Below are 26,139 nucleotides of genomic sequence, written 5' to 3'. Positions count from 1 at the left end.
CCAAGTGCACGACATCATTGTCCTGAAGTGTGGAGGAAGTACGGTTGACCAATTATCTGATCATTTCTATGCAAATATTTGCAAACTGAAACAAGCGGGATTGAAACCGATCATCGTTCACGGAGGCGGACCTGCCATAAAAGAGATGCTTGACAAATTGAATATTGAAGCAGACTTTGTAGATGGGTTGCGCAAAACGACAGAACAAGTGATGGATGTAGTCGAAATGGCCCTCAGCGGAACAGTAAACCAGGCACTCGTAAGAAAACTGAATGAAACAGGAATCAACTCAATGGGTTTATCCGGCTCAGACGGAAACCTGCTCAGAGCCGAGGCAATTGACATTGAACGTTATGGGTTTGTCGGCAAAATCAACTATGTAAATACAGATCTGCTCATGCAGCTGCTTGATATGGATATCATGCCAGTCATTGCCCCTGTCGCCCTTTCCGAGGATGGCACACGCTTTAATATTAACGCTGATACTGCGGCGGCGGCTGTAGCACGTGCACTTGACGCGAAACAACTCGTCTTCGTAACCGACGTACCTGGTATTCTGCACGGAGAGAAACTGCTCGAATCCGTTACCCAGGAAGAAATCGAGGAGTTCATCCAGTCCGGCGTTGTGCACGGCGGCATGATTCCCAAAGTGAGGGCTGCACTTGAAAGCCTCTCAGACTCATTGGAAGAAGTGATGATCGTTGACGGCAAACAATCCACACTCGCGACAGATACATCACTCGTCGGCACCGTCATCAGAAAAACAGTAGAGGTGATCAAACAATGACTGCATTATTCCCGACATACGGAAGATTCGACATCGAAATAGATAAGACAGAAGGAACAAAAGTATGGGATACTAATGGAAATCTTTATACTGATTTTGGATCTGGTATTGGAGTGGCGAACCTTGGACACCGCCACCCTGCCGTTCAGACAGCAGTAGAGAATCAGCTTCAGAAATACTGGCATATGTCCAATTTGTATCATATTCCGCTACAAGAAGAAGTCGCCTCGAAACTGACAGCAAACAGTTCTGGCGACTATGTCTTTTTTGGCAATAGTGGTGCCGAAGCGAATGAAGCGGCGATTAAGCTTGCACGCAAAGCGACCGGCAAAACAAAGATCATCACTTTCCAAAAATCATTCCATGGCAGAACATTTGCCACAATGTCCGCAACTGGTCAAGAAAAAATCCAACAAGGTTTTGGACCTCTGCTTGAAACATTCACTTACGTAGAATATAACAATATAGAGAGTGTTAAAGAGGCAATTGATGGCAACACAGCTGCAATCATGATTGAATCAGTACAAGGTGAAGGCGGTGTGCTGCCAGCCGAACCTGAATTTTTCAAAGCAGTCGCTGCTCTTGCAGCAGAGGAAGGTATTCTCCTCATTGTCGATGAAATCCAGACTGGTATAGGCCGGACGGGAAAACCTTTCGCCTACCAGCATTACGGTGTTTATCCAGATATCATCACTTCCGCCAAAGGACTCGGCAACGGGCTTCCAGTCGGTGCAATGATTGCAAAAAAAGAGCTTGGAGATTATTTCGGACCAGGAAGCCATGGTTCTACATTCGGAGGCAATCCACTTGCTATGGCTGCTGCAAACAAAGTTCTTGAGCTTGCATTTGATACTGACTTCCTACAAGAAGTTGAGGATAAAGGCAAGTATCTGCTTAAGCAGCTCCAAACTGAATTGGCGGGCAATGATAATATCACCGACATTCGAGGCAAAGGCCTAATGATCGGCATTGAATGCAAAAACGAAGTTCTTCCAGCGGTATTAGAACTTATGAAACAAGGTTTGCTCGTCCTAAATGCCGGACCAAATGTACTTCGCCTTCTTCCCCCACTCATCGTTACGAATGAAGAAATAGATGAAGCAGTTAAGCTAATTGGTCAGTGTTTGAAAACGAACACTACAGCTTAAAACAGCCACTTATCAAAAAAGGAAGTGACCTGCAATGACTAAAACAGTAGACCCGAATTTAGATAAAAGCAAAATTAAAAATAAGCATTTTCTTACCTTGGATACTTATTCAAAAGATGAAATTGAATATCTTGTCCAATATGCAATCAAGCTAAAAGATTTACAGAAGAAAGGTATTCCGCATCGATATCTCGAGGGCAAAACACTTGCTATGATTTTTGAAAAGTCATCTATGCGCACGCGTGTATCTTTCGAAGCAGCTATGTATCATCTTGGGGGCCATGCCCTTTATATTAGCCGTGATGAGATTTCAATGGGCAAGCGTGAAACGATCTCTGATACAGCAAATGTAATGTCTCGTTTTGTTGACGGCATCATGATCCGCACATTCGGTCATCACATTGTGGAAGAACTAGCTGCAAATGCGAGCGTTCCTGTTATCAACGGACTAACAGACGACTACCACCCGACACAAGTACTTGCTGATTTGATCACAATTTATGAAAAAACCGGAAAATTTGCTGGCAATAAGCTCGTCTATGTCGGTGATGGAAACAACATGGCTCACTCCCTCCTGTTCGGCTGCGCTACAGTAGGAATCGATTGTACAATCGTTACGCCTGAAGGTTATGAAGTTCATAAGGACATCATGGAAAAGGCTGAAGAGAAAGCTAAGAAGAGCGGTTGCACAGTTTACCAGACAACAGATGCAGCAGAAGGTCTCAAGGACGCTGATATCGTTTATACGGATGTTTGGGCAAGCATGGGCTTTGAAGATAGTGCCGAAGAAAGAAAAGGCGTTTTCCGCAATTATCAGGTTAATGAAGACCTTGTTAAAAATGCGAACGAAGACTACATGTTCTTCCACTGCCTCCCTGCTCATCGAGGCGAAGAAGTAAGCGCTGAAGTCATTGACGGGTCCCATTCAGTCGTGTTTGATCAGGCCGAAAATCGTCTTCATGCACACAAAGCGATTCTTGCCGCTTTGCTGGCTGATTAATAATTTAAAACACTTCCGATGTCATATCGGAAGTGTTTTTTATCCCTTAAATGGTTCAATAAAATTTCAGCGATTCTTTGCTGACCTAATACCTCATTAGCGAGTACACGTTGTACACAAGCTATCCCGCTATATCTGGATTATAGTCTTGCCAAACAAACAACAAATGAGTATAATGTACTTGTTGATTACATATGGGGCATTAGCTCAGCTGGGAGAGCGCTTGCATGGCATGCAAGAGGTCAGCGGTTCGATCCCGCTATGCTCCATCACACTTAAACGCTTACAGGCAAAGGCTTGTAGGCGTTTTACGTTTTTTAAATTAGAACTCCCATATATTCTGCTGTCTTAAACTTATGGTTGCCAATAAAATTAAAAAAGTTTATAGCTCGTCTGTCCTCCTTTTAAAATCTCCGTCTCTAATTTTTCTTCTATCAATTTAAAATCTTGTAATTAACATAGTTGAGCAGCCTCTATGATTATCTGTTCCTAGAACGTTGTTATTATTTACCACTTTACATATTTAAAAAATAATAATATAATTTGTAAAAATTTTTACAGAGATGAGGAAAAGTTATTTGATTAATGATGGAAATCTAGTAAAAAAAGACCAAGCGGAAAAAATCACTCAAATCAAGATACCTTCCTACCTCATGAAAATGAGAGGAAACGGCCGGAGCCCTTTAAAAGTAAATGCGAAAGATATTATAACTGGCTTTATAGGCGGAACTTCTACGATTATTATTTTGTATATTTTATCACTTTTTACATCTTCACCATTATTAATAGCTTCATTTGGGGCAAGTTGTGTATTAGCTTTTTCTCTTTGGAACTCGCCTTTATCACAACCAAGAAATATTATCGGTGGGCATTTCATATCAACTTTAGTCGGAATAATCATATATCATATATTTGGTGATGAGCCTTGGTCTCTCGCCTTAGGAGTTGGTTTAGCTATCAGTTCAATGATGTTAACCAAAACAACTCATCCTCCGGCAGGGGCTGATCCGATTATTGTAATCCTCGGTACTTATAATTGGGATTTTTTATTTACTTCAGTACTAATAGGCTCTATTTCCATTGTACTGGTCGCATTATTCATTAATAATCTGCGAAATGGAAGAAATTATCCAGTATTTTGGATATGAAATTAAGATAATTAAAGTAAAATCCCTTCAGTTTTATGACTGAAGGGATTTTACTTTAATTGAGCGAAATAAACTTCTTATGTTTTTTCTCTTATACGACGTGTCTTTTTATAAGCAACTCAAAAGAAAAAGCTGCAGCCTTTTAGCCGGCTGCAGCTTTTCTCTCTTTATGCCTTCTCACTCGTCTGCTCTATTGCGGGCTTTGCCCTCTTGATGAAGAGCGCAATAATCACAGCGAGAATCGCAAGTGCAATACCTATGAAATATACAAGTTCTACGCCTGCGACCATAGCATGAATAACCATTGCCGGCTCCGCCGTGTCCTTCGTTTCAAGGACTTTCGCTTGGCGTGCATTCATTATGCTGATGAATACCGATACACCAATTGCACCTCCAACCGGCTGAAGTGTCGACATGACAGCCGTACCATGTGGGTAAAGTGACTTTGGCAATTCATTAAGCCCATTTGTCTGTGCCGGCATCATGATAGCTGAGATTGATACCATCAATAACAAATAACATACTGTAATATATCCGATACTTGTTGCTGTGCCAAGTCTGCTAAATGCGAACATCATAAGCACGAGCACGATTGTCGCAGGTATCATAAGCGGACGCGGGCCAAATTTATCAAACAGCTTCCCCATCACTGGTGACAGCATCCCATTCAGAATACTTCCCGGTAGCAGAACAAGACCGGCTGCAGAAGCTGTAAGGGCAAGTGGGCCCTGCATATAAAGGGGAAGAACAATTTCTGACGCGAACATGAGCATGATGATCAGGACGAACAATAGGACACCAAGCCGGTACATCGGATAGCGAAATACGCGCAAATCCATGAACGGTGAGTCAGATTTCAATTGACGAAGAGCAAACAAAACAATAGCAATTAAGCCAACTGCAATGAAAATGTCTACAACAGGATCAAGGAATCCTTTCTCCTTAGCCCCCACGGAGCTAAATCCATAGATTAATGCTCCGAAACCAATAGTAGAAAAGATTAAGGAAATGAAATCGATTTTAGGTTTCGTCACTTCTCCTACATTTCTAAGGAATTTGAATGCAAAAAGAATGGAGAAGACAGCGAAAGGTATAACTGTAATGAACAAGTAGCGCCAGCCTAGATGCTGGACTATAACACCGGAGAGTGTCGGGCCAATGGCTGGAGCGAACATTATGACAAGTCCGACAACTCCCATGACCGCTCCCCTTCTATGCGGCGGGTAGATCAGCAGGAAAGTATTGAAGATGATAGGCATAAGAAGTCCTGTTCCTACAGCTTGAAGAAGCCGTCCTGCAACAAGTACTGGGAAATTCGGAGCTATTGCACAAATTGCTGTCCCAAGGGTGAAAATAATCATTGTCCCAAGGAACATCTGCCTTGTAGTAAACCATTGTGTCAGAAGAGCAGATGCTGGAATTACAATTCCCATCACAAGCATAAAACCAGTGGCCATCCACTGAACTGTTGTGACAGAAACCCCAAACTCCTTCATGAGGGTAGTCAAGGCAATGTTGAGCAATGTTTCATTCAATATTGCAAAAAATGCACCTATGACCATGGAAAGCATAATTGGCAATACTTTTACTTTTGGATCGTCTGCTAGATATTCATATTTTTTATTCTGGTTCAAATAGTATCCTCCTTAACTGTAAATCTGCGTCATCTCATATTAATCGAATGCTCTCCCCATGTCCAGCTCATTTTAAATTCTTTTTTGTACAACGAAACACTCTAAACCCAAGCAGATCCTGATAAAGGTCATTAAGCTCTAAATGTCGCTCCAGTGTATCATGATGCTCTTCTAGAAGTATTTCCGAGAGCATAAATTCAGGAGTTATTTCTGTCTCCTCTGTAGAAATTCCATCAAGTCCGTATAAACACTCTACTGTATCAAATCCAGCTGATTTAAACATATGAATCCATTCACCTTCTCCGTAAAGTTCCGGAAGACTATAGAATTCACGTAATTCCTTTATATGATCTGGCAAGAGCCCATCCTCTTTTACCATCTCCACTGCAAGCAGTACGCCCTCATTTTTGAGTATACGACTGATATGGTGGAGCGATTGTTCAACTTTTGTAAAAGCAAGTACGGATTCAGATAGAACAAGGTCAAACGTTCCTGATTTTAAAGAAAGATTCTCTATATCACCTTGGATGATTTCAACAGGCTTCCCAATCAATCTCTGTTTCGCCTTTTCAACCATGACCGGATGCAGATCGAGCGCTGTAACATCAGTCTTATAACTCTTAATAAGCAGCTCAGCAGTCCCTCCAGTTCCACAACCTGCATCAAGAACCTTTGCGCCTGCATGAATCCTTTCCCTATCCAACATTCTCCTCGTCAGTCCCAGACTCCCTGGGTGCGCACTGCTTACACCATATGCGGCAAGACAATTCATATATTCACCAGACATAACATTTCTCCTTTTCAAACAATCTTCTAAAAGTTTATGTATCCTAAAGCCTGAACGGCACAAAAAAAGCAGGCTATACATTTAACTGCACAGCCCGCTAAAGATCAATTTAAAAGTCCATCCGCATAAATCTCCATCGCTTCACACATGAATTGAGCAAACCCTTGCCCGTACTGTTCCATATTTCTTAGAAATCGCTCGTCTTCTACGTAGATCGCTCCAAGTCCTTTGAAAGCCCGAGGAGAATAATCGCCGATTACATTCAAATAGCGATACCACTCTGCTACACTTGTTTGGGCTTCATCAGAGGCAGGTCCTTTAGACATGCACCTTGCCAATTTGCTGAAAAGTTCATTTAAATTCTTTTCCAACTCAAAGCGTTTATTCACCGGCAAGTCTTCCGTATTCTTTTTCATCTTCGTCACAGCTTCCTTTCCCCATCTTTCTATCGCTTCCGATTCAAATGGGTTGGAGCTAAAGTCAAAGCCTGCAAATCGTTCCTCGTTTGTCATAGTACCACCTTCCCTTTCAGTCTTTATCGTTTTTTCGATAGTTTGGATAATACGGTCGAGCCGCTCTTTTTTTTCAATAAGTGCTTGACGTTGCAGTTGCAATGCAGCATCTCGGTCAAACTGCGGGTCATTCAGCATTTCTTTAATCCTTGATAACTTAAAACCAAGCTCCCGAAAAAACAAAATTTGCTGCAGTTGTATGAGATCCTCATCAGAATAAACCCGGTATCCTTGCTCTTCTGTTCTCGGAGAAAGCAGGCCAATCTGGTCATAATGGTGTAAAGTCCTGATACTGACTCCGGCCTGCTCTGCAGCTTCCTTAATATACAAAGCTTCTGCCCCCTTCCATAAACCACTTTAGGCAATGACGTTACGTCAAGGTCAAGGAAAAAATAAAACAGTTCCCCGGCAATGCGGAGAACTGTTTTCACCTGCTATTTAAAGTGCAGCTTCTTCAATATTGTCAATTGTAATATTGGAATGAGAGTCATTCCACTTAACCGCCTTGTCCTGGATCAGAAGCAGCTGGGGTGACTGATGTTTCACACCAGTTACATCTGCAATATGATTGGATACTTCCCGGCTCTCTCTCACTTTAAGGAAGTATACAGGCTCTTCTTTACCATTTGTATTAGCGTACTTTTGAAACTCATCAAACGCATTGGCGCTGATAGGGCAAGTTGTACTGTGCTTAAAAACGAAAATCGGTCCCTCTGTGGACTTCTCCCACACTTGATCAAATTCTTCAGTTGTTGTCAGTTCTTTCAATTCAGACATGAAATAGCCTCCCACTGATTATTTAAATCCCATTGTAGAGACTACGTTACCCAAAAACAAATAATTGAATCCCTTTTTAACTACTAGCGTTAATTTTCTGTAAACATTTGCAAGAATATGTCGATTTAGATTTAAAACAAGTTATATTTGATTTAGTCATTATTTCCTACATATCAAAAACTTAAAAAATGGATTATAGGAGGAATGGATCTTGAAGCAAATCATGAACATGAAAAGACTTAGCATAAAACTACTAATTGCTTTCCTTGCCATCGCGATCATACCACTTTTCGCAACCTTGCTGTTTTTCTATTACTCAGCGGAAAAAGGTTTTCAACAGCTAGCAGATAAAGATCAAGATGAGACTAATGATGCAGTTGATGCATATATGTCTACTGTAGCTGATGATCTGCTCAGACTGACTGAACAGTACGCAAGCAAGGGACAATTTGTTAACTCTTTCTCAAAAAATGACCGGGAAAAACTGCTGAAACAATCCTTAGGCGATTTTAAACGCCTAAAACAGGAGCAGCATGTGGATGTGTTTGAATTTGGCCGTGTTGACGGAAAAGTATTTCTTCGTGATCACAACCCCGAGAAATACAATGATGATAAAAGCGATAAACCCGCAATCCAGACTGCACTCTCTGGAGATACAATTGCAGGGTTTGAATTTGGCAATAGTGGACTCGCCATCCGTGCCTTTGCCCCGATTTATCAAGGTAATAAAATCATTGGAACGCTACAAACTGGAATAGATGAAAGCTTTATTTCAAATCTGCAAAAATCAATGCCAAATGTTGAGCTTAATTTCTATGATGATGCCGGCAAAGTTATGATTTCTTCCGATAGCAGCAAAATCGGTGAGTCGTTCAAAAAAGCTGAGATTATTCGCAAAGTATCTGAAGGCAAAAAGGCTTCAGACAACACACGTTCCAGTCTTCAATCCTACTTGCCTTTAAAAGACCCGACTGGAACACAAGTCATTGGCATGATCGGCATCAAAAAGGATATATCCACAATAGCTGCCACTGAACAGAAACTGATGAAGATCTCACTAGCTGCAATTGCAATACTACTTGTTCTTGTAACCTTTACAGCTATAAGAATGAGTCGCTCCATTTCCAAACCGGTACGTAAAGTCGCCAAATTCATGAAGACGATTGCTGAAGGCGATTTACGCAGTTCTTTGGAACGCACTGACCGAAAAGACGAGATTGGCACCCTGTTCAACACCGCTATCCTGCTACGTGACAATTTACAACAGGTTGTCTGCTTAATTGCAGAAGCCTCGGAGCAGGTTCAAGAAAAAAGCGAGGAAATGCTACAATCTGGAAGTGAAATGCTTAATGGGAGCAATCAGACTGCAGCTGCAATGATTGAAGCAACTGAAGCTGCAGATATCCAGGCAAATACGATTTCTAAAATGTCCCTGGATCTTATAAACGTTCATGAAAGAACCGAAAAAGCAAGCACAAATGGGCTCGAAATCGCTGCTGCTTCTCAAAATCTTCTCTCTTTAACCGAAAAAGGAAATGTAATGATGGAAGAGTCCATTAGCCAAATGGATAAGGCTGACAGCCTTGTTAAGGAGTCCATGGAACAGGTAGAAAAACTGAATGGCCAGACACAGGAAATAGGGCGTCTTGTATCAATGATTCAAAAAATTTCCGAACAGACTCGGCTCCTTGCCCTCAATGCCACCATTGAAGCAACTCGGGCTGGTGAAAAGGGCAAAGGTTTTGCTGTCGTTGCTGCAGAAGTCGGAAAGTTATCAGATCAAGCTTCCTCGAGTACTTCTGAAATAACCGAAATTGCTGCAGCCATCCAAGCAAATGCATCTAAAGCGGTTGATTCTCTAGCCAGAAGCTGTTCAGAAGTAAGTGAAGGCAAATTGCAAGTTCATCACACTGGTACTACGTACAACTCCATACGCAGTTCGGCACATGACATATTAAGTGAAATCACTGAACTCTCCGAACACCTGGAGATCATGCGGGAGGATAGCTTGGGAATGAAACAGGCATCGGAACAAATTGCGACGGTAGCCGAAGAACAAGCATCGGGAGCTGAATCAGTATCCGCGTCCTGCCTACATTCTAACCAAGCCGTACACGATGCAGCGGAGAATGCTGAAAGACTCGCCAGTCTTGCGAGTGATTTGCAGGATAGAATTGCTGCATTCAAACGATAAGCAAAGAAAAATACCGCGACGCCTCAATTGAGGCGCTGCGGTATTTTTATCTTAGTTTTGCTTTGCGTATCCGATGCTTCTTGCGGGCCGGTGCCGTTTCATGAAGGCGTATCTCTTCAGGCGTTTCGGGATAAACCTTGGGGACTGGCTTTGGATGACCTTCCTCATCGACTGCCACCATAGTAAGGAAGGATTCTGTCGTCAACTGTTCTCGGTTCTCCAGCAGATTATGGGCACTTACTCGAACATAAACTTCCATTGAAGTCGTTCCTGTGTAGGTTACAATTGCTTCCAGATTAAGAACATCACCTGTTTTCGCAGAAGAAACAAAGTTAACCGAGTCAATTGATGCTGTCACAACCGTACTCTCCGAATGCTTCATTGCAGCAATTGCTCCAATTTCATCAATATAGGCGAGAACATTGCCTCCAAATATCGTTCCAATATGATTCGTGTTTGCCGGCAGTACAAGGCGTGACTGTACTGTTCTCGATTCCGCAATTGGCTTCTTCATCTTCGCTACGCTCCTTATTTGTTACAGCAACCTACTGTTCATGCAGTACTTCTTCAACTGCCTCTTCCACTTCTCGGCGCGACATTTTTTCTTCCCCACGCTTGAGCGCTTTCAATGTACGACGCGCCAACGAGAGTGGAATCTTACAGAAATGACGGATATTGCGGTTTCCAATATCTGCGATGTACAGCTCTGCCATATCAAGATTCTTTTCAGCATATGCGAACATCTCCTGTCTTCCCCATCCATCTGGGAAAAAGCCTACACCCCGCTCTGCCATATCTTCATCTTTGTTGCGCAGTATATTAACCGCCTGCAGACCACGGCCGAATGCAATTGCTTGATCACGATCAGTCTTAGTTCCATCATGCCAATTCCAAATATCAGAAAGCATGACACCTACGAGCCCCGCAACATAATACGTATAGTCATCAAGATCCGCTTCCGTATGAACAGACCAATTTTTCCTCGACCACTTTGCCATGCCTTGAGCCATTTCACTTGTCGCCGCCAATACTTTAGCACGGATTTCTGCTGGACAGACTTCAATCCAGTCACCTAGACGCAATGTCACTTCCGGCAGCCCTGCTGCGTATGGTTCCAATAATGCATTATATGCCTTGCTGTCAAAAGGCTCTTTTAAGAGTTGCGCTGTCTCCATCAACAGCTGTTCTTTGATATCGTTGGATAACTTTTCATCGTCTTCTATTTCATCTATTGCTCGCATGCATAAGTACGCTGAACCGACTGTGAGGCGGAGTGGCTTATGCAATAATTTAATCGGTATAAAAAATGTCCGGCTTGTTTCCTTAAGTACTTCCATTGCCTGTTTTTCCAACAGCTTGCTGTCCGTCACACGTGTTTCCTCCTCTTTTGACTGAGGTCAATATCCTTGAGACAAGTATATCAAAATAGACAGGCAAAAGCTTGCAGGAATAATCTGCAACATGTTTACAATTAAACAAGTGAATTCATAAGGAAAGTTTAGACACTGTCTCACAATTAACTCTATAATTCACTCTGGGAAATTCACCCTATTCAAGTAAGAGCAATCATTATTCTTATTAAGATTGGAAATTAACCAAACAAAAGGTGAGTTAAAAAACTATTTATTAAAATTGGAATAACTTAGCATTAATAACCTTGAACACTGTTCAACATTAATATATATTTATACAGTGTACATATGATTTCGAGAGGATTTTCTAATGAATAAACAGGTTTATCTGCTTACAATAGTTTCTTTCGTAGTGGGGATGGCGGAATTGATCATCGGAGGAATTCTTGATCTGATCGCCATCGATTTGGAAGTATCCATCAGCAAGGCCGGCCTGCTAATTACTGTTTTTTCACTTGTTTTCGCTATTGGGGCTCCTCTTCTCATGCTCTTTACAGCGCGAATTGAACGAAAACGGCTCATGCTTGGAGCGCTTTCTCTATTCCTTATTAGTAACCTTATCGCTGTTGCAAGTGAGAACTTCACAATGCTCTTTATCGCTCGTATCATATCAGCCCTTTCAGGTGCACTTCTAGCTGTACTTTGCATGGTTCTAGCACCTGCTGTAGTGGATAAGAAATATACCGGGCGCGCCATTGGACTTGTCATAATGGGTACAAGCGCTTCTCTCGTTCTTGGTGTTCCGATTGGCTTGCTGATTGGGAATTCATTCGGCTGGAGAGCACCATTTATCATGATTGCGCTGCTAACTGCAATTGTAATGGTCGGCGTCTATCTCACACTTAGAAAAATTGCACCAACACCCGCTGTGCCTTTACGTGAACAGTTGCAGACATTACGTAACCGACCGATCTTCTTCATTCAGCTCGCTATGTTTTTCTATTTATCAGGGCATTTGGCAGTCTATGCTTATCTCACACCGCTTGTCAAAACATACTTGCACTTTAATGGCACCTGGACAAGTATTGTTTACTTCGTATTCGGGGTGGCTGCTGTCTCAGGAGGAGGCTTGAGCGGTTTAATGACAGACCGCTTCGGCTCACGAAAAATCATACTCACTGTCATTGTCATTTTTACCAGTGCGCTTTTCCTGCTGCCTATGACATTTACTTCAATACCTGCCTTCATGATGATCCTTATCATTTGGGGCATGATGAGCTGGTCCATTACGCCAGCTGTGCAAAGTTATTTGATTGAGGCCTCACCGGAAACAGCAGCGATTCAGCAAAGTCTAAATAATTCAGCTTTGCATTTTGGAATAGCTTTTGGTTCTTTTGTCGGTAGTATTGTTGTTAAAGAAGCAGCACTTATTCAAGCTCCTCTCGCTGGAGGCTGTCTGGCAATTATTGCACTGATTTGCGCTTTTGTTTCAATGAAAAGAAGCAAAGCAGCTGCATCATCAATTGTATGAGAAAAGGCATCTCCCTCTGCACTTAAGCAGAAGGAGATGCCTTTTCTCACATTTTAGCAATGCGGATATTGCTGATCATAGAAACTGTCAACACAGACTCTAACAAAACAAAGAATAGTGTCGGTACAAATGGTACAAGGAAAAACGCGAGCGCCATGATAAATCCGGCAGCAGTGATTGGCACCCCGTAAAAGACGCCATCAAATTCCTTAATATTGTATCTGGCAAGTCGAACCGATCCACAAACGATAAAGAGAACAGTCAATGTAAAACCGACATGTGGCATTGAACTTAAGGAAGCCTGGTAAATGAGCATAGCAGGCGCAACACCAAATGATACAAGATCACATAATGAATCAAGTTCCTTGCCAAAATCCGATTCTATATTATATTTGCGAGCCACTTTTCCATCAAAGCGGTCAAAGATGGCAGCAAGCATGATGAATAATACACCGAGATGTGCCGCCCCTCTAATAATGAACATGATTGAAATGACGCCACAACTTAAGTTCATTAAAGTAATTCCGTTCGCCAGATGCGCTTTCAGTCTTGTATAATCAAATAGTCTCGTTAAAAACATCCAACCACTCCCTTCATAGATTCTATCACTCGACAATCCCATGAGAAAAGGCTGTGTTTCAATCATGATGAAATCTTTTTTTAAGAAATTTGTCGAATTAACTGGCAATCCAATGGCTTCTAGCCTTCTTCGCAATTTTTCAAAATCACCAGTGAGTAAACCACTCGTACGTCCGTTTGCAAGAGTGTTTCGCCTTAATGAGAATGAAATGGAGAGACCTATAAAATCCTACCAGTCTATACACGATCTATTCACACGCAGACTCATCGAAGGGGCACGCCCTATTGACGATCAGCCTGATACGATTATCTCACCTGTCGACGGTGTCATACAGACATTCGGAAAAGTGAATATGAATCATAACTTCTACATTAAAGAGCAATTATACAAACTCGATGAATTACTTGGCGACGATAAGACTGCAAACCGTTTCAGAGGCGGAGACTACATTGTAATCTATCTATCACCTTCCCATTACCACAGAATTCATTATCCTGTGAACGGAGAAGTCTGTAAGCGCTGGGCGATTGGAGAGCAGTCTTATCCAGTAAATGCTCTTGGCGAAAAATTTGGAGACAAGCCTTTTTCGACAAATTACCGAATCATCACCGAACTTGTTTCATCCTTTGGCCGAACCGCGCTCGTCAAAGTAGGTGCTCTGAATATTAACAGCATCGTTCTAACAAACAGCAATTCCAAATTTAATAAAGGAGATGAAGCCGGTTATTTTTCCTTCGGTTCCACTGTCATCCTCTTCTTCGATAAAGAGAGCCGATTCATCCCGGAAATTCATCCCCTTCAAGAAATATGTATGGGACAAATTATCGGCAGACATGGCAATTAACAGCTATGTCTGCTTTCGTCTATACAGGGCGGCCTTTTTAAATAGAAAAACGAGGCCTATACTGATCACCCCAAGCAGCAACATTCCCCACATATACTGATGCAGATGTCGGGCAATCAAGTTCCAGTGGCTTCCAAGGCGATTGCCAAGCACTAGAAATGCTGTCACCCACGCAACGGCACCAAAATAGGCAACTGCAGCAAATCTTTTATACGAATAAGAAGTGACTCCGGCAACATAGGCAGCTACATGGCGTACACCTGGGATAAAATAGCAAAATATAAGAACAAAAGCACCATATTTGCCAAACAATTTACGCGTTTTCCGAACAGTCTCTTCCTTTATAAATAACTTCGGTCCGTACTTCTTCAGAAACGGTTCGCCAAGCTTGCTTCCAAGAATATAGCTAATTGAAATTCCACAGATTGCTCCTGCTAAAGAACAAAGAAAAGCAGGGATAAAATACATATCCCCATCTGATGTCAAATAGCCTAAATACGTTAAAAGCACTTCGTCAGGAACTGGCAAGCCGACAATCCCAATGCCTAGAATGAAAATGATGGAAATATAGCCATACTGGGCAATCAACTCATGCCACTGCTGCATTGCAATGCCTCCCCCTGGTTTTGCTGCATCTGTCTTTAATTGAGGTTGTTCTCTCTTTTAATCTTATTCAATAATTCTCTGCACCCTGCAGTAACAAGTCGATACGTTTCCTCAAAATCACCTGTAAAGTAAGGATCCGGTACGTCTTTATTCTCTTCTTCCAGCAGATCAAGCAAGCGGATCAACTTCTCAGATTTGCTGCCTTGGATCGCTTCCATGTTCTCAATATTAGATGTGTCCATTGCGATAATATAATCGAAGTTCTCCAAATCCTCTTGTACATATTGACGTGCTTTCAAGCCTTCTCCGGAAATGCCGTATTTCTCAAAAATACCGAGTGTTCCTTTATGCGGCTCCTCTCCGATATGCCAATCTGAAGTTCCTGCAGAATCAACAGAAATCTTCTCCTGCAATCCTTCTTTCTTTACGAGATCACGGAAAATCCCCTCTGCCATTGGCGAGCGGCAAATATTACCCAAACAGACAAAAACAACTTTGACCATTTTCCAACATCCTTTCTATAATACTTCCATATTAACAACAAAATGGGAAAACTGCATCAGTGTATTTGACCAAATAGTCAATCACTTCCGAAAACTATTGAAATATCAGGCTATTCATGTTTATAATGGCTATTAAGCATCAGCGAATCCTCTATCGGATTTGCTCCAAAAAGGACTATAAAATGAGGTGGCGTACGTGAAAGAAAATATATCAGTCGGTCTGCTCGGCCTAGGAGTTGTTGGTTCTGGGGTTATCCAGATCATTAACAACCACCAGGAAGAGCTTGTGCACCAGCTAGGGTGCAGTGTAAGCGTCGGACGTGTTCTTGTGCGCGACCTTGAAAAGGCACGCAAGAAAGACATCGACCCTGCTGTTCTGACAACCTCTGCGACAGACGTAATCGATGATCCTAATATCGATGTCATCGTCGAAGTTATGGGCGGTATTGAAGAAACACGCCAATACATATTGAAAGCATTCGAAAACGGAAAACATGTAATCACTGCGAACAAAGACTTGATCGCCTTGCATGGCCCCGAACTTGAAGATGCAGCCGGCAAGAACAATTGCGATCTTTATTATGAAGCAAGTGTTGGCGGCGGTATTCCGCTCCTACGTACATTATCCGATGGTCTTGTTTCAGACCGTATCAATCAGGTAATGGGTATCGTCAACGGCACAACCAACTATATCATGACGAAGATGGATAAGGAAGGCATGCCGTACGATACAGCATTGAAACAGGCTCAGGAACTCGGCTTTGCAGAAGCTGATCCGACTTCAGATGTAGAAGGTCTGGATGCGGCACGTAAAATGGTCATTCTTGCCCGTCTTGCATTCCTTACAGACTTCGATCTGGAAGATGTCGAAGTTCGCGGCATCTCCAATATTGCACTTTCCGACCTTGAATACGGCCAGAAGCTTGGCTATGTAATGAAGCTGATCGGCTTTGCAAGCTTTGAGAATGAGCAAGTTGAAGTAAGCGTACAGCCTACTTTCCTTGCTGAGAGCCATCCGCTTGCAGGTGTTGAGAATGAATTCAATGCCGTATACGTAAATGGTGAAGCAGTCGGTGAAACAATGTTTTATGGTCCTGGCGCCGGCAGCCTGCCAACCGCTACTGCTGTAATGTCAGACGTAGTTGCTGTTATAAAGAACATGCGCCTAGGTGTAAACGGCCGTCGTTTCATCAAGCCGCGCTTCAAGAAGCAACTTACACCGCCTACTCATAGCTACAGCCAATATTATGTTCGTCTTCATGTGAAAGACGAAGTTGGTGCATTCGCAAATATTTCCCAGCTATTCAATGAAATTGGTATTAGCTTCGAGAAGATTTTGCAAACACCTCGCAAACAGCAGCAGGAACTTGCAGAGATCATTCTTGTTACACACAAGACTTCTCTAGATAAATTCCAGAAGGCGCTTGGCGAACTTGAGAACTTGAATGTCGTTGAAACTGTAAAAAGCTACTACCGCGTAGAAGGAGAGATTGCCCAATGAACTGGACTGGTCTGATCAATCACTTTGAAGAATATCTGCCTGTAACCAGCAAGACACCTAGATTGACACTTCATGAGGGCAATACGCCGCTCATTCACTTCCCGCATCTTTCTGAAGAACTGGGCATTGAATTATACGGAAAAGTCGAAGGGGCCAACCCAACAGGTTCCTTTAAAGACCGCGGCATGGTCATGGCAGTAGCCAAAGCAAAGGAAGACGGCAGTTCAACTGTCATTTGTGCATCTACTGGTAATACGTCAGCCGCAGCCGCAGCATATGCAGCAAAAGCAGGCATGAATGCAATCATCGTCATTCCAAAAGGGAAAGTCGCACTCGGCAAATTGGCACAAGCAATTATGCTCGGTGCTGAAATTGTTGAAATTGATGGCAACTTCGACGATGCTCTCCGCATCGTTAAGAACGTAAGTGAAAAGCTTCCAATTACTCTTGTAAACTCAGTGAACCCTTACCGCTTGGAAGGGCAAAAAACAGCCGCCTTCGAAATCATTGAACAACTTGGCGGTAAGGCACCAGATTATCTCTGCATTCCAGTCGGAAACGCCGGAAACATCAGCGCGTACTGGAAAGGCTTCAAGGAGTTCAACGACGCTAAGCAAACAGGTCTGCCAAAAATGTTCGGTTTCGAAGCAGAAGGCGCAGCAGCAATTGTTCAGGATAGAATTATTGCAGAGCCGGAAACAGTGGCAACTGCAATCCGTATCGGAAATCCTGCCAGCTGGAAGCTTGCAGTTGCAGCACGTGATGAATCAAACGGCCGCATCGGCTCAGTTTCTGACGATGAAATCCTTGCCGCGCACAAGCTCCTGCCAGCAAGAGAAGGCATCTTTGCTGAACCAGGCTCTTGCGCTTCCATTGCAGGTGTTATCCAGCAAGTCAAAGAAGGCACAATTGCGAAAGGCAGCAAAGTAGTTGCCGTTCTTACAGGAAACGGGCTGAAAGACCCTGAGACAGCTGTCAATCACCTGAAAGTCGATCCTGTCTCTTTGCCAAATGACGAAAAAATCATTTCTGACTATATCGAGAAAGCTGTAACGGCGGCAAGACCATGAAGCCCTTCATGATTAAAGTGCCGGCAAGCTCAGCCAATATCGGTCCTGGCTTTGATTCAGTCGGCATCGCGCTTGAACGTTATTTGACGCTTACTGTGACACCAGGAGAGGACTGGGAGTTCAAGCACCGCTCCCCTCTCCTTCCTGAAGTTCCAAACCACGAAGAACATTTCATTTTTAAAATCGCAAGCAAAATTGCTGCGAAACACGGTAAAGAATTGTCTTCGGCAAGTATTTCTGTAGATACAGAAATACCGCTCGCACGCGGTATGGGTAGTAGCGCTTCCGCTATCATAGCTGGAATTGAGCTAGCGAACAGACTTGCAGAACTAGATCTTACTGCTGAGCAAAAACTGCGACACGCCGTACAGATCGAAGGACATCCAGATAACGTAGCACCAGCTCTATTTGGTGGCTTCATTACAGCCGTCCAGTTTGAGCAAGAACTGGACTACTTGATCCTTCCTGAGCTGGATGTGGATCTGATTGTCTACATTCCTGATTTCGAGCTAAAAACTGAAGATGCACGCAGAGTATTGCCTGATGCCTACCCTCGTGCGGTAGCAACAAGAGCGAGTGCAATCAGCAGCATGATGATCGCCGCTTTCATGAAAGGTGATTACAATCTTGCAGGGCGTATGATGGAACGTGACCTCTTCCACGAAACATACCGCGCTAGACTCATTCCACGTTATGATGAGATTAAGCCTGAAGCTCGTGAACTCGGTGCATACGCAACAGTTATTAGTGGTGCTGGACCAACAACGATTTCCTTCGCACCGTCCGGTAAAGGTGAAGAGATTGCTCGCAGAATGCAATCATTATTGCCAGATTACGAAATTGCAGCTCTTCGTATCGATACAGAAGGCCTGCAAGTATCAGATTTAGACTAAAAAAGCTGTACCTTCTCCGTCACTTGGAGAAGATACAGCTTTTTTGCTTTAGCTCAATTTCTGTAATACAACTACCTTCAAATAATTCCCTTCACGGAAATTCCGATTGACTGTAAAATCATCCGGCAGACTGAATGTCTCACATATTTTATAATTAAAATTGGCAGACTTCATCCCTTCTGCTATGAACTTCTTGAACTTGTCCATACCAAAGCTAGCATTGTTTGTTGAGGCGATTATATAGCCGTCCCCATTTGTGATGAGTGCTGCATCCTTGAGCAAAGCCGGATAGTCTTTTGAAGTGCTGAATGTTCTCTTTTTCGAACGGGCAAAGCTTGGCGGATCTAGAATTACCATATCGAAAGAAAGTTCCTTCCTACGTGCATATTTAAAGTAGTCAAATACATCCATAACTACGATATCTTGCGTCTCAGAATCTATACCGTTCACTTCAAATTGTTCTATTGTCTTCGGTCTGCTCCTCTTGGCGAGATCGACGCTTGTCGTATGCGCCCCTGCCAAAGCTGCAGGTACGGAAAAAGCTCCGGTATATGAGAATGTATTAAGCACCTTGCTATCTGGCTGGGCGTAATGCATGTAAATCGCCTGCCGAACATCACGCTGATCCAGGAAAATACCGACCATTGCGCCATCATCGAGATGGACTGCATAAGTTCTGCCATTTTCCTTAACGAGCAATGGAGATGGCGCTTCCTCTCCACGTACATGATCACGGTCCTCTACATATTTACCTCCATGTTCAAAACGCTTCTTCTCATAAACGCCGCTTGGATGGACGACGGACTCCAATGCAGACAGAATCTCTTTTCTGAAAGAATAGATTCCTTCGCTATACCACTGAATGACACAGAATCCCTCATAGTAATCAATGATCAGCCCGCCGACGCCATCTCCCTCACCATTGAATAAGCGAAATGCAGTCGTTTCTTCATCTTTAAAAAAGCTGCTTCTTTTGGCTACTGCCTCTGAGATTTTTCTATTGAAAAAAGGCTCATCAATCTGTTCATTTTGATTTTGTGTCAAAATCCAGCCAATTCCTTTATTTTGTATGCCATAATACCCTTTGCCAAGGAATTTACCTTCAGAATCGATAAGCTGAATAATGCTTCCTTCTTCTTTAAGTTTCGATTCATTTCGCACAGTATCCTTCTCAATTAGCGGGTACCCCTTCACAAAGCGTGCTGTTGCCTTTTTCTCCGCTTGAAGATCAATCACTTGCCTCATAGACCGTCGCCCCTTTTGTAAAAAGAACAGGAAACCCTGATTGCGGGAATCCTGTTCTTTTATCGTAATCGTATTATATCACAATAATTCTAATCTAAAGCGCTAGGAAGAGAGGCAGACCAACAGCTAGTATAATAACAATAATGATAAACAACCATGAAATCGGATGTGCCCAGTTATTCGTCCATCCAATGCCAAAACGTTTCTCAACGAATATCGATGGATCATTTTTATTAAAATAAAACAAACCGAACTTCCAATATTTATCTTCATCTCGCCCTACATATGGGCTGTCCGGAGATGCCGTTTCTCCTTCAATTCGTATCCTGCTTCCACCCTGCCCTGTTGTAATTGTAAGATAAATAGTCGCTCCAAGTATAATGGCTGTAAAAAGGAAAGGCATAATAATTAATAGTTTTTCAGGCATAGTCCAGATAAGTGAAGCTTGTATTGTCGCAAACATAAGAACCAATAATACAGCCGTGAATAGAAGAAATATAGACCAACGATAACGGAATATCACATTACGTTGCATGTCTGCCTCCATATCTCGCCCTTCAACTTGCTGTTTTGCTTTCCGGATTATAATGTTGATAAATAAGAAAAGGACTGTCATGGAAAGTTGGATCGCTGGAAGCATGAATGCAGTCTGCTTTGACTTCTCCGTAAACTCAACTGCCTCACCGTTCAAATTATATTGAAGCGGAATACGATCTGGAATCTGTCCGTACATACGATATGTCACCAAGATTGTAACAACAGTTATGAAAGTCGGAATTAGGAACCAGTAATTGGATACAGTAAGTTTCTGCTTTCGAAAGTTTGTACTAATACGCACTCTTTCATGATTACGGAACAGTTCCGGTTGGGTCTTCTTTAGTTCTTTCATTTTTTTGTGGAAAATCATATATATAATTGCGACAGCGATAATTTGGCACAGCAGAACGATAGAAAATAAAATTGCCATACTGTTTTCATCCATTGAACCTAGAACCTCTACCCCTACAAAAACGATTATTAAAAGAAACTGTACAATTCCCGCTGTTACAGCAAACTGACGGCGCCATTTACGGAAAAGCGCGTCTTTAACATAGTCGCCCCCGACTATTACTCCGAACACTTCCGTCTGGCGTGTAATATACGGAGTGATTGCCAAAATGAAATTGACAGGAACCATTAATAAAACCGTAATCAATAAGATCGTTCCATCCATTACTCAGTCCCCCTAAAACTGTTATATATATCTCTAACAATCTCCATTAATTCTTCCTGTTGCAAATTTCTGCAGGCAGCCTCAGCAACTTTAGGCATCAGCTCAGCTTTTAATGACTCTATAAATGCTTCATCTGCAATTGGCGGTCCATCAGGATGAACAGTTACACCTTTACGCCGATGGATAATTATATAGCCGTCCTGTTTTAATTGCTGATACGCTTTGTTTACTGTATGCAAATTAACTCCAATATCAGCAGCCAGCGCTCGCACAGATGGCAATGATTCCCCCGCTGATAAATCATTCCGTGCAATACCACCAATAATCTGGTGAACAATTTGCGAATAAATTGGCTGTTCTGCCTCAAAGTTTATTTCAATGAACATTATAAAGCCTCCTGCTCAGTTCTGTTATATATATAATATAACAAATAATCCAAAGCAGCAAATGACAGCTTAATTCTGTTATTTGTGGAAGCAATACTGTCTTTACACTATAATGCTAATTAAGTATTGCTATTTTTTCGTCAAAATAGGGAATAAACCTAGAAAACTTAAATTAAGAATCGGGTGTGATGCAATGGAGAAGAACAGCAATCAATTACCCTCCTCAAGAATGATTCGATTTCTCGGTGGGTATAACCTTCTATTTATGCTGCTAATTCTGATACTTATCGGAATCGCAGTCTACGTATTCAATAAAGTATCATTTGTTTTCCAGCCTTTGCTTATCATTATGTCAACAATCGCTCCGCCGATTATTCTGGCTTTCATTGCCTATTATCTATTGAATCCAATTGTAAACTTGTTGGAAAAATTTAAAATCAAACGTATATGGGGCATCCTGATACTTATATTAGGTATCATCGGATTAATTACATGGCTCAGCTTTGTAACAGTACCAGCAATCCGTACTCAAGCAATGGAACTGGGTGAGAACTTCCCAGCCTATATTGAAAAAATGGGTATGGGATTCAAAACTTGGATTGATGGCACTTTCCTTGGAACCTATTATGATCAAGGATATGCATGGGTAATGAAAAAGGCGGATAGACTGCCAGCAGACATTAGCCACTATTTTGGCGGTGCTGCCGAAGGGATTATGAACTTTGCCAGCACGCTCACACATGTCGTTATTGTTCTGATTACATTCCCATTTGTTCTATTCTTCCTATTGAAAGACAGCGGTCGTTTCAAAGAATATTTTTTGAAGATCTTACCTCCAAAGTTCCGTGCAGATGCCGATCATATTCTTGATCGTATGGATGTACAAGTAGGTTCTTATATCCAGGGACAGATCATCGTAGCGACATGCATAGGAATCCTGCTATATATCGGCTATCTCATTATTGATCTCGACTATGCTATTACGTTAGCAATTATTGCAGCTGTGACGAGTGTCGTACCGTACTTGGGACCGATGATAGCCGTTACACCAGCAATTATCATAGCCCTTGTCACATCCCCAATTATGCTGCTTAAAATGGCGATTGTATGGGCTGCCGTCCAATTCCTTGAGGGACATTTCATCTCTCCAAACATTATGGGTAAGACAATGCAGATCCACCCGCTTACAATCATGTTCGTCCTACTGACTGCAGGTAATCTGTTTGGAGTCTTCGGAGTCATTCTAGCAATCCCTGGCTACGCTATTCTGAAAGTAATTGTCACGTATCTCTATAGCAAATTCAAAGATCGTTATAATCGATTCTTTGGTGCCGACGCAGGGACATATCAGCTATCTGATGAATTTCATCATCCATATGATAAAGATCAAGATCACCACATTTTCCGCAAGAAATAATAAAATCGGCTCTGTCCCTACTAAGGACAGAGCCGATTTTATGTTTATCTATAATTTAACCAAGTACAGCACGGTCACTTTCAAATTGAACGCCGCGAATACGCTGGAATTCATTCATCAGGTCATTGATCGTCAGCTTCTGCTTCTCCGCTCCTGAAGCTTCAAAGATGATTTGTCCCTTATCCATCATAATCAGGCGATTCCCAAGGTCAAGGGCCTGCTGCATGTTATGGGTGACCATTAGAGTTGTCAGCTGGAACTTGTCGACAATCTCCTTCGTCAAATTCGTAATCAGCTCTGCACGTGAAGGATCCAGCGCTGCTGTATGTTCATCAAGCAGCAATATATTCGGCTCAGTGAATGTAGCCATAAGCAGTGAAAGGGCCTGGCGTTCTCCACCGGATAGTAGCCCGACTTTTGCTGTCAGTCGATTCTCAAGTCCAAGATGCAATGTTTTCAAATACTCCACGAACAATTCGCGGCGCTTCTTGTTCACTCCAAATGAGAGGGTACGGCGCTTATTACGCGAATAAGCCATTGCGAGGTTCTCCTCTATTGTCATTGTTGGAGCAGTCCCAGCCATCGGATCTTGAAAAACACGGCCTATATATGCTGAACGCTTGTATTCTGGAAGGTGCACTACCTGCTTCCCATCAATTAAGACATTTCCTGCATCAGGAACTAAATTACCCGAAATGACGTTCATCAATGTTGATTTACCAGCTCCGTTACTACCAATGACTGTTACAAAGTCTCCTTCAGCCAAATGTAAATTAAGCCTTTGCAAAGCTCGCTTCTCATCTGGTGTACCCTCATTGAACGTTAGCATGATGTTTTGCAAATCCAGCATTGTTAAGCCCCCTCTGCCTGCTGTTCAATTTCTTGACGTTTTCTCGCTCTTCTCTTCTTCTCACGCTGTCCTTGAACAACCTTCGGAGCTACGAGCGCAATAATAACGAGCAGAGCTGTAATCAGCTTCATATCTCCTGTTTCAAGGAAACCGACTTGCAAAGCAAGCGTCACAACGATCCGGTAAATGATTGCTCCACCGATTACTGCAAGTGTTGTTCTCGCAATACTTTTCGTACCGAATAGCGCTTCACCAATAATAACAGAGGCAAGACCGATAATGATCATACCGATTCCCATGCCTGCATCAGCAAAACCATCATGCTGAGCGACAAGACCGCCAGCGAGAGCAACAAGCGCATTGGAAAGCCCCAACCCTGAGATGATTAGCAGATCTGTGTTGGCCGAGAAACTGCGAATCATCTTTTTGTTATCTCCAGTCGCTCTAAGTGCCAGACCTACTTCTGTTTTCAAGTAGAAATCAGTTAGGAATTTAATGGCAAGCGTAACAACCAACATCAAAATTAAGATTGACCATGTACCAGGCTGGTCTAAACCAATTGCAGACAGCCCACTATTGAGTGCCTTATCAATACCAGTCTTAGCCCAAAGATCCTGCAACTGGTTGAAAAATGTCCGGTCGTTCAACATTGAAAGTGTCGGCTGTCCCATAATGCGCAAGTTGATGGAATAAAGAGCAATCATCATTAAAATCCCAGAAAGCAATGGGTTTATTTTGCCCTTCGTATGCAAAATGCCGGTAATGCAGCCAGCTACAAACCCAGCCAGCGCCGCTAAAATTGTCGCCATGATCGGCGGTACACCATTCATGATGGAAACCGTGCCGACAGCCGCTCCGGTTACAAAACTGCCGTCTACTGTTAAATCCGGAAAGTCAAGGACGCGGAAGGACAAATAGACTCCCAAAGCCATAATTGCATAAATCATGCCGGATTCAACAGCGCCAAATAAAGAAATAAACATGTCAATTCTCCTTCTCGCGGCCTAAAGCTTTTCTCTGATGTAAAATCTTTATAACCTGCAAACTTTTAATGGGGAAGCGGTTCACACTCCGCTTCCCCTTCATATTTAAATTAGTGACAACTTAATCAGTCTACGATTTCAGCGTTTTTGTCCCAAGCTTTGTTCCATTTAACGCCTTGTTTTTCAGCAGCTTTCTTATTGATCATAAGCTTCATATCTTGAGGGTATTCAATAGGAAGATCTTTTGTCTTTTTATCACCCTTCAGGATATCTACTGCCATTTCACCAGCTCTATAGCCGATAGAATGGTAGTCAATTCCAAATGTAGCGAATCCGCCTTTATTCAATGATTCCGGCTCACCGACGACTAGTGGAATCTTTTGCTCATTCGCCACTTTAACAACACTGTCAAGCGCAGATACAACTGTATTGTCAGTAACAACATAGATTACGTCCGCTTTTCCAGCCAATGTCTTTGCAGCCTGGCTCACTTCAGCAGATGTAGAAACTGTTCGTTTTTCGAACTTCAAATCAGTCCCCTTGCCTGCCTTCTCAACCTGCTTGATTTGTGTAACAGAGTTCTGCTCTCCTGCATTGTACAACAGCCCAACAGTTGCTCCCTTGAAGTTTTCATTAATGAAATCGACTGTTTTCTTGATTGCATCAGGATGCAAATCAAGAACACCTGTAATATTATCCGGATGGTCTTCTCTCGACTTGGCAATCCCTGACTCTACAGCATCAGTTACAGAAGTGAAAACAATTGGAATCTCCTTTGTAGCTTGCAATGCACCAAGCGCACTTGGTGTAGAGTTTGCAAAAATCAAGTCTACTTTCTTTGAAACGAAGTTATTTGATATTGTATTTACGTTAGATTTATCATTTTGTGCATTTTGGAAATCGTATTTAACTTTAAGCCCCTTGTCCTTAATTGCTTCCTGGAACCCTTTGTATGCGGCATCCAATGATGGATGCTCTACTATTTGAGTAGCACCAATCGTGTAATCCGCATCTTTTGAACCACTGCTTTTGCCGTCTGTATCACTCTTGCCACAAGCACCGAGCACAGCTGTACTCGCGAGTGCGACTGCAGTCAACTTCACCCAATTCTTCATAATTCATGCTCCCCCTGCTGCCTTTTTGGCAATTCAGCAATATGTGTAGTCATAATTATACAA

At 42.5% G+C, this 26,139-nt stretch carries 26 protein-coding genes and 1 tRNA gene; 12 read left to right on the top strand and 15 right to left on the bottom strand.

What is annotated here, in order from left to right; genetic code table 11:
- The first annotated feature begins 4 nt into the window (after positions 1-4).
- From argB to QR721_RS02000, 5 genes are all read left to right on the top strand, one after another.
- Positions 5-787: an acetylglutamate kinase gene (gene argB, locus QR721_RS02020; RefSeq protein ID WP_348028675.1), complete on the top strand. Its 783-nt coding sequence runs from the start codon at positions 5-7 to the stop codon at positions 785-787.
- The gene (gene argD, locus QR721_RS02015) at positions 784-1,935 is read left to right on the top strand and encodes an acetylornithine transaminase (RefSeq protein WP_348028673.1); all 1,152 of its coding nucleotides are present in this window, start codon (positions 784-786) and stop codon (positions 1,933-1,935) included. Before argB ends, argD begins: the two co-directional genes overlap by 4 nt.
- A gap of 34 nt (positions 1,936-1,969) precedes the next feature.
- Positions 1,970-2,935, top strand: a complete 966-nt coding sequence (argF, locus tag QR721_RS02010; protein ID WP_348028671.1) for an ornithine carbamoyltransferase — start codon at positions 1,970-1,972, stop codon at positions 2,933-2,935.
- Positions 2,936-3,131: 196 nt separating this feature from the next.
- Positions 3,132-3,204 (top strand) — tRNA-Ala (locus tag QR721_RS02005).
- Between the two features lie 384 nt (positions 3,205-3,588).
- Positions 3,589-4,083 carry an HPP family protein gene (locus tag QR721_RS02000; protein ID WP_348029765.1) on the top strand — a complete coding sequence of 165 codons (495 nt, stop codon included), beginning with the start codon at positions 3,589-3,591 and terminating at the stop codon, positions 4,081-4,083.
- Positions 4,084-4,250: 167 nt separating this feature from the next.
- On the opposite strand, the gene QR721_RS01995 is transcribed toward QR721_RS02000, so the two are convergent.
- The 4 genes from QR721_RS01995 to ytxJ all read right to left on the bottom strand — a co-directional run bounded on the left by QR721_RS01995 (position 4,251) and on the right by ytxJ (position 7,793).
- Positions 4,251-5,654 (bottom strand): MDR family MFS transporter, encoded by a 1,404-nt coding sequence (locus QR721_RS01995; RefSeq protein WP_348029764.1) that lies wholly within the window; start codon positions 5,652-5,654, stop codon positions 4,251-4,253.
- 130 nt (positions 5,655-5,784) lie between these two features.
- Positions 5,785-6,504 carry a class I SAM-dependent methyltransferase gene (locus tag QR721_RS01990; RefSeq protein WP_348028669.1) on the bottom strand — a complete coding sequence of 240 codons (720 nt, stop codon included), beginning with the start codon at positions 6,502-6,504 and terminating at the stop codon, positions 5,785-5,787.
- Between the two features lie 104 nt (positions 6,505-6,608).
- Positions 6,609-7,346 carry a MerR family transcriptional regulator gene (locus QR721_RS01985; protein ID WP_348028667.1) on the bottom strand — a complete coding sequence of 246 codons (738 nt, stop codon included), beginning with the start codon at positions 7,344-7,346 and terminating at the stop codon, positions 6,609-6,611.
- A 108-nt stretch (positions 7,347-7,454) separates the two neighbouring features.
- The gene (gene ytxJ / locus QR721_RS01980; protein ID WP_348028665.1) at positions 7,455-7,793 is read right to left on the bottom strand and encodes a bacillithiol system redox-active protein YtxJ; all 339 of its coding nucleotides are present in this window, start codon (positions 7,791-7,793) and stop codon (positions 7,455-7,457) included.
- A gap of 211 nt (positions 7,794-8,004) precedes the next feature.
- On the opposite strand from ytxJ, the gene QR721_RS01975 reads away from it, so the two are divergent.
- Entirely contained in the window at positions 8,005-9,987 is a 1,983-nt protein-coding gene (locus QR721_RS01975) for a methyl-accepting chemotaxis protein (RefSeq protein WP_348028663.1), read from the top strand.
- Between the two features lie 46 nt (positions 9,988-10,033).
- Here the strand turns inward: QR721_RS01975 and QR721_RS01970 are convergent, their stop codons facing one another.
- Together QR721_RS01970 and QR721_RS01965 are read right to left on the bottom strand one after the other, a co-directional pair.
- Complete coding sequence (locus tag QR721_RS01970) at positions 10,034-10,501, bottom strand: acyl-CoA thioesterase (protein WP_348028661.1); 468 nt, start codon at positions 10,499-10,501, stop codon at positions 10,034-10,036.
- A 31-nt stretch (positions 10,502-10,532) separates the two neighbouring features.
- Entirely contained in the window at positions 10,533-11,357 is an 825-nt protein-coding gene (locus QR721_RS01965) for a squalene/phytoene synthase family protein (RefSeq protein WP_348028659.1), read from the bottom strand.
- 352 nt (positions 11,358-11,709) lie between these two features.
- Here QR721_RS01965 and QR721_RS01960 point away from each other — a divergent pair, with 352 nt between their 5' ends.
- Positions 11,710-12,870, top strand: coding sequence for an MFS transporter (locus tag QR721_RS01960; protein ID WP_348028657.1), 1,161 nt, complete (start codon positions 11,710-11,712; stop codon positions 12,868-12,870).
- Positions 12,871-12,916: 46 nt separating this feature from the next.
- Here the strand turns inward: QR721_RS01960 and pssA are convergent, their stop codons facing one another.
- Positions 12,917-13,516, bottom strand: a complete 600-nt coding sequence (pssA, locus tag QR721_RS01955; RefSeq protein ID WP_348028655.1) for a CDP-diacylglycerol--serine O-phosphatidyltransferase — start codon at positions 13,514-13,516, stop codon at positions 12,917-12,919.
- On the opposite strand from pssA, the gene QR721_RS01950 reads away from it, so the two are divergent.
- Positions 13,515-14,294 carry a phosphatidylserine decarboxylase gene (locus tag QR721_RS01950; RefSeq protein ID WP_348028653.1) on the top strand — a complete coding sequence of 260 codons (780 nt, stop codon included), beginning with the start codon at positions 13,515-13,517 and terminating at the stop codon, positions 14,292-14,294. The two genes, pssA and QR721_RS01950, sit on opposite strands and share 2 nt — an antisense overlap.
- A gap of 3 nt (positions 14,295-14,297) precedes the next feature.
- Here the strand turns inward: QR721_RS01950 and QR721_RS01945 are convergent, their stop codons facing one another.
- Complete coding sequence (locus QR721_RS01945) at positions 14,298-14,900, bottom strand: DedA family protein (RefSeq protein ID WP_348028651.1); 603 nt, start codon at positions 14,898-14,900, stop codon at positions 14,298-14,300.
- A 35-nt stretch (positions 14,901-14,935) separates the two neighbouring features.
- The gene (locus QR721_RS01940) at positions 14,936-15,403 is read right to left on the bottom strand and encodes a low molecular weight protein-tyrosine-phosphatase (RefSeq protein ID WP_348028649.1); all 468 of its coding nucleotides are present in this window, start codon (positions 15,401-15,403) and stop codon (positions 14,936-14,938) included.
- Positions 15,404-15,599: 196 nt separating this feature from the next.
- Between QR721_RS01940 and QR721_RS01935 the strand changes: the two genes are divergently transcribed.
- From QR721_RS01935 to thrB, 3 genes are read left to right on the top strand one after another with little or no spacing between them, the layout of a single operon-like run.
- Positions 15,600-16,904 (top strand): homoserine dehydrogenase, encoded by a 1,305-nt coding sequence (locus QR721_RS01935; protein ID WP_348028647.1) that lies wholly within the window; start codon positions 15,600-15,602, stop codon positions 16,902-16,904.
- Complete coding sequence (gene thrC / locus QR721_RS01930; protein ID WP_348028645.1) at positions 16,901-17,974, top strand: threonine synthase; 1,074 nt, start codon at positions 16,901-16,903, stop codon at positions 17,972-17,974. The genes QR721_RS01935 and thrC overlap by 4 nt, the downstream gene beginning before the upstream one ends.
- Positions 17,971-18,867: a homoserine kinase gene (gene thrB, locus QR721_RS01925; protein ID WP_348028643.1), complete on the top strand. Its 897-nt coding sequence runs from the start codon at positions 17,971-17,973 to the stop codon at positions 18,865-18,867. The genes thrC and thrB overlap by 4 nt, the downstream gene beginning before the upstream one ends.
- Positions 18,868-18,915: 48 nt before the next feature.
- Here the strand turns inward: thrB and QR721_RS01920 are convergent, their stop codons facing one another.
- From QR721_RS01920 to QR721_RS01910, 3 genes are all read right to left on the bottom strand, one after another.
- Positions 18,916-20,112 carry a class I SAM-dependent rRNA methyltransferase gene (locus QR721_RS01920; RefSeq protein WP_348028641.1) on the bottom strand — a complete coding sequence of 399 codons (1,197 nt, stop codon included), beginning with the start codon at positions 20,110-20,112 and terminating at the stop codon, positions 18,916-18,918.
- Between the two features lie 94 nt (positions 20,113-20,206).
- The gene (locus QR721_RS01915; protein WP_348028639.1) at positions 20,207-21,325 is read right to left on the bottom strand and encodes a DUF1648 domain-containing protein; all 1,119 of its coding nucleotides are present in this window, start codon (positions 21,323-21,325) and stop codon (positions 20,207-20,209) included.
- Positions 21,325-21,711, bottom strand: coding sequence for a GntR family transcriptional regulator (locus QR721_RS01910; RefSeq protein ID WP_348028637.1), 387 nt, complete (start codon positions 21,709-21,711; stop codon positions 21,325-21,327). Before QR721_RS01910 ends, QR721_RS01915 begins: the two co-directional genes overlap by 1 nt.
- Before the next feature lie 193 nt (positions 21,712-21,904).
- On the opposite strand from QR721_RS01910, the gene QR721_RS01905 reads away from it, so the two are divergent.
- On the top strand, positions 21,905-23,128 hold the full coding sequence (locus QR721_RS01905; protein ID WP_348028635.1) for an AI-2E family transporter: 1,224 nt from the start codon (positions 21,905-21,907) through the stop codon (positions 23,126-23,128).
- Positions 23,129-23,183: 55 nt separating this feature from the next.
- Here QR721_RS01905 and QR721_RS01900 read toward each other — a convergent pair whose 3' ends face one another.
- The 3 genes from QR721_RS01900 to QR721_RS01890 form a co-directional block, all read right to left on the bottom strand.
- Entirely contained in the window at positions 23,184-23,978 is a 795-nt protein-coding gene (locus tag QR721_RS01900) for an ABC transporter ATP-binding protein (protein WP_348028633.1), read from the bottom strand.
- A gap of 2 nt (positions 23,979-23,980) precedes the next feature.
- Positions 23,981-24,961 carry an ABC transporter permease gene (locus QR721_RS01895; protein WP_348028631.1) on the bottom strand — a complete coding sequence of 327 codons (981 nt, stop codon included), beginning with the start codon at positions 24,959-24,961 and terminating at the stop codon, positions 23,981-23,983.
- A gap of 125 nt (positions 24,962-25,086) precedes the next feature.
- Positions 25,087-26,076: an ABC transporter substrate-binding protein gene (locus QR721_RS01890; RefSeq protein ID WP_348028629.1), complete on the bottom strand. Its 990-nt coding sequence runs from the start codon at positions 26,074-26,076 to the stop codon at positions 25,087-25,089.
- Between the last annotated feature and the right edge of the window lie 63 nt (positions 26,077-26,139).

The organism is Aciduricibacillus chroicocephali, from assembly GCF_030762805.1.
GTDB classification, from domain to species: Bacteria; Bacillota; Bacilli; order Bacillales; family Amphibacillaceae; genus Aciduricibacillus; species Aciduricibacillus chroicocephali.
Note: the sequence above shows the minus strand (reverse complement) of the source record. Positions and strands in the feature narration are given on the sequence as shown.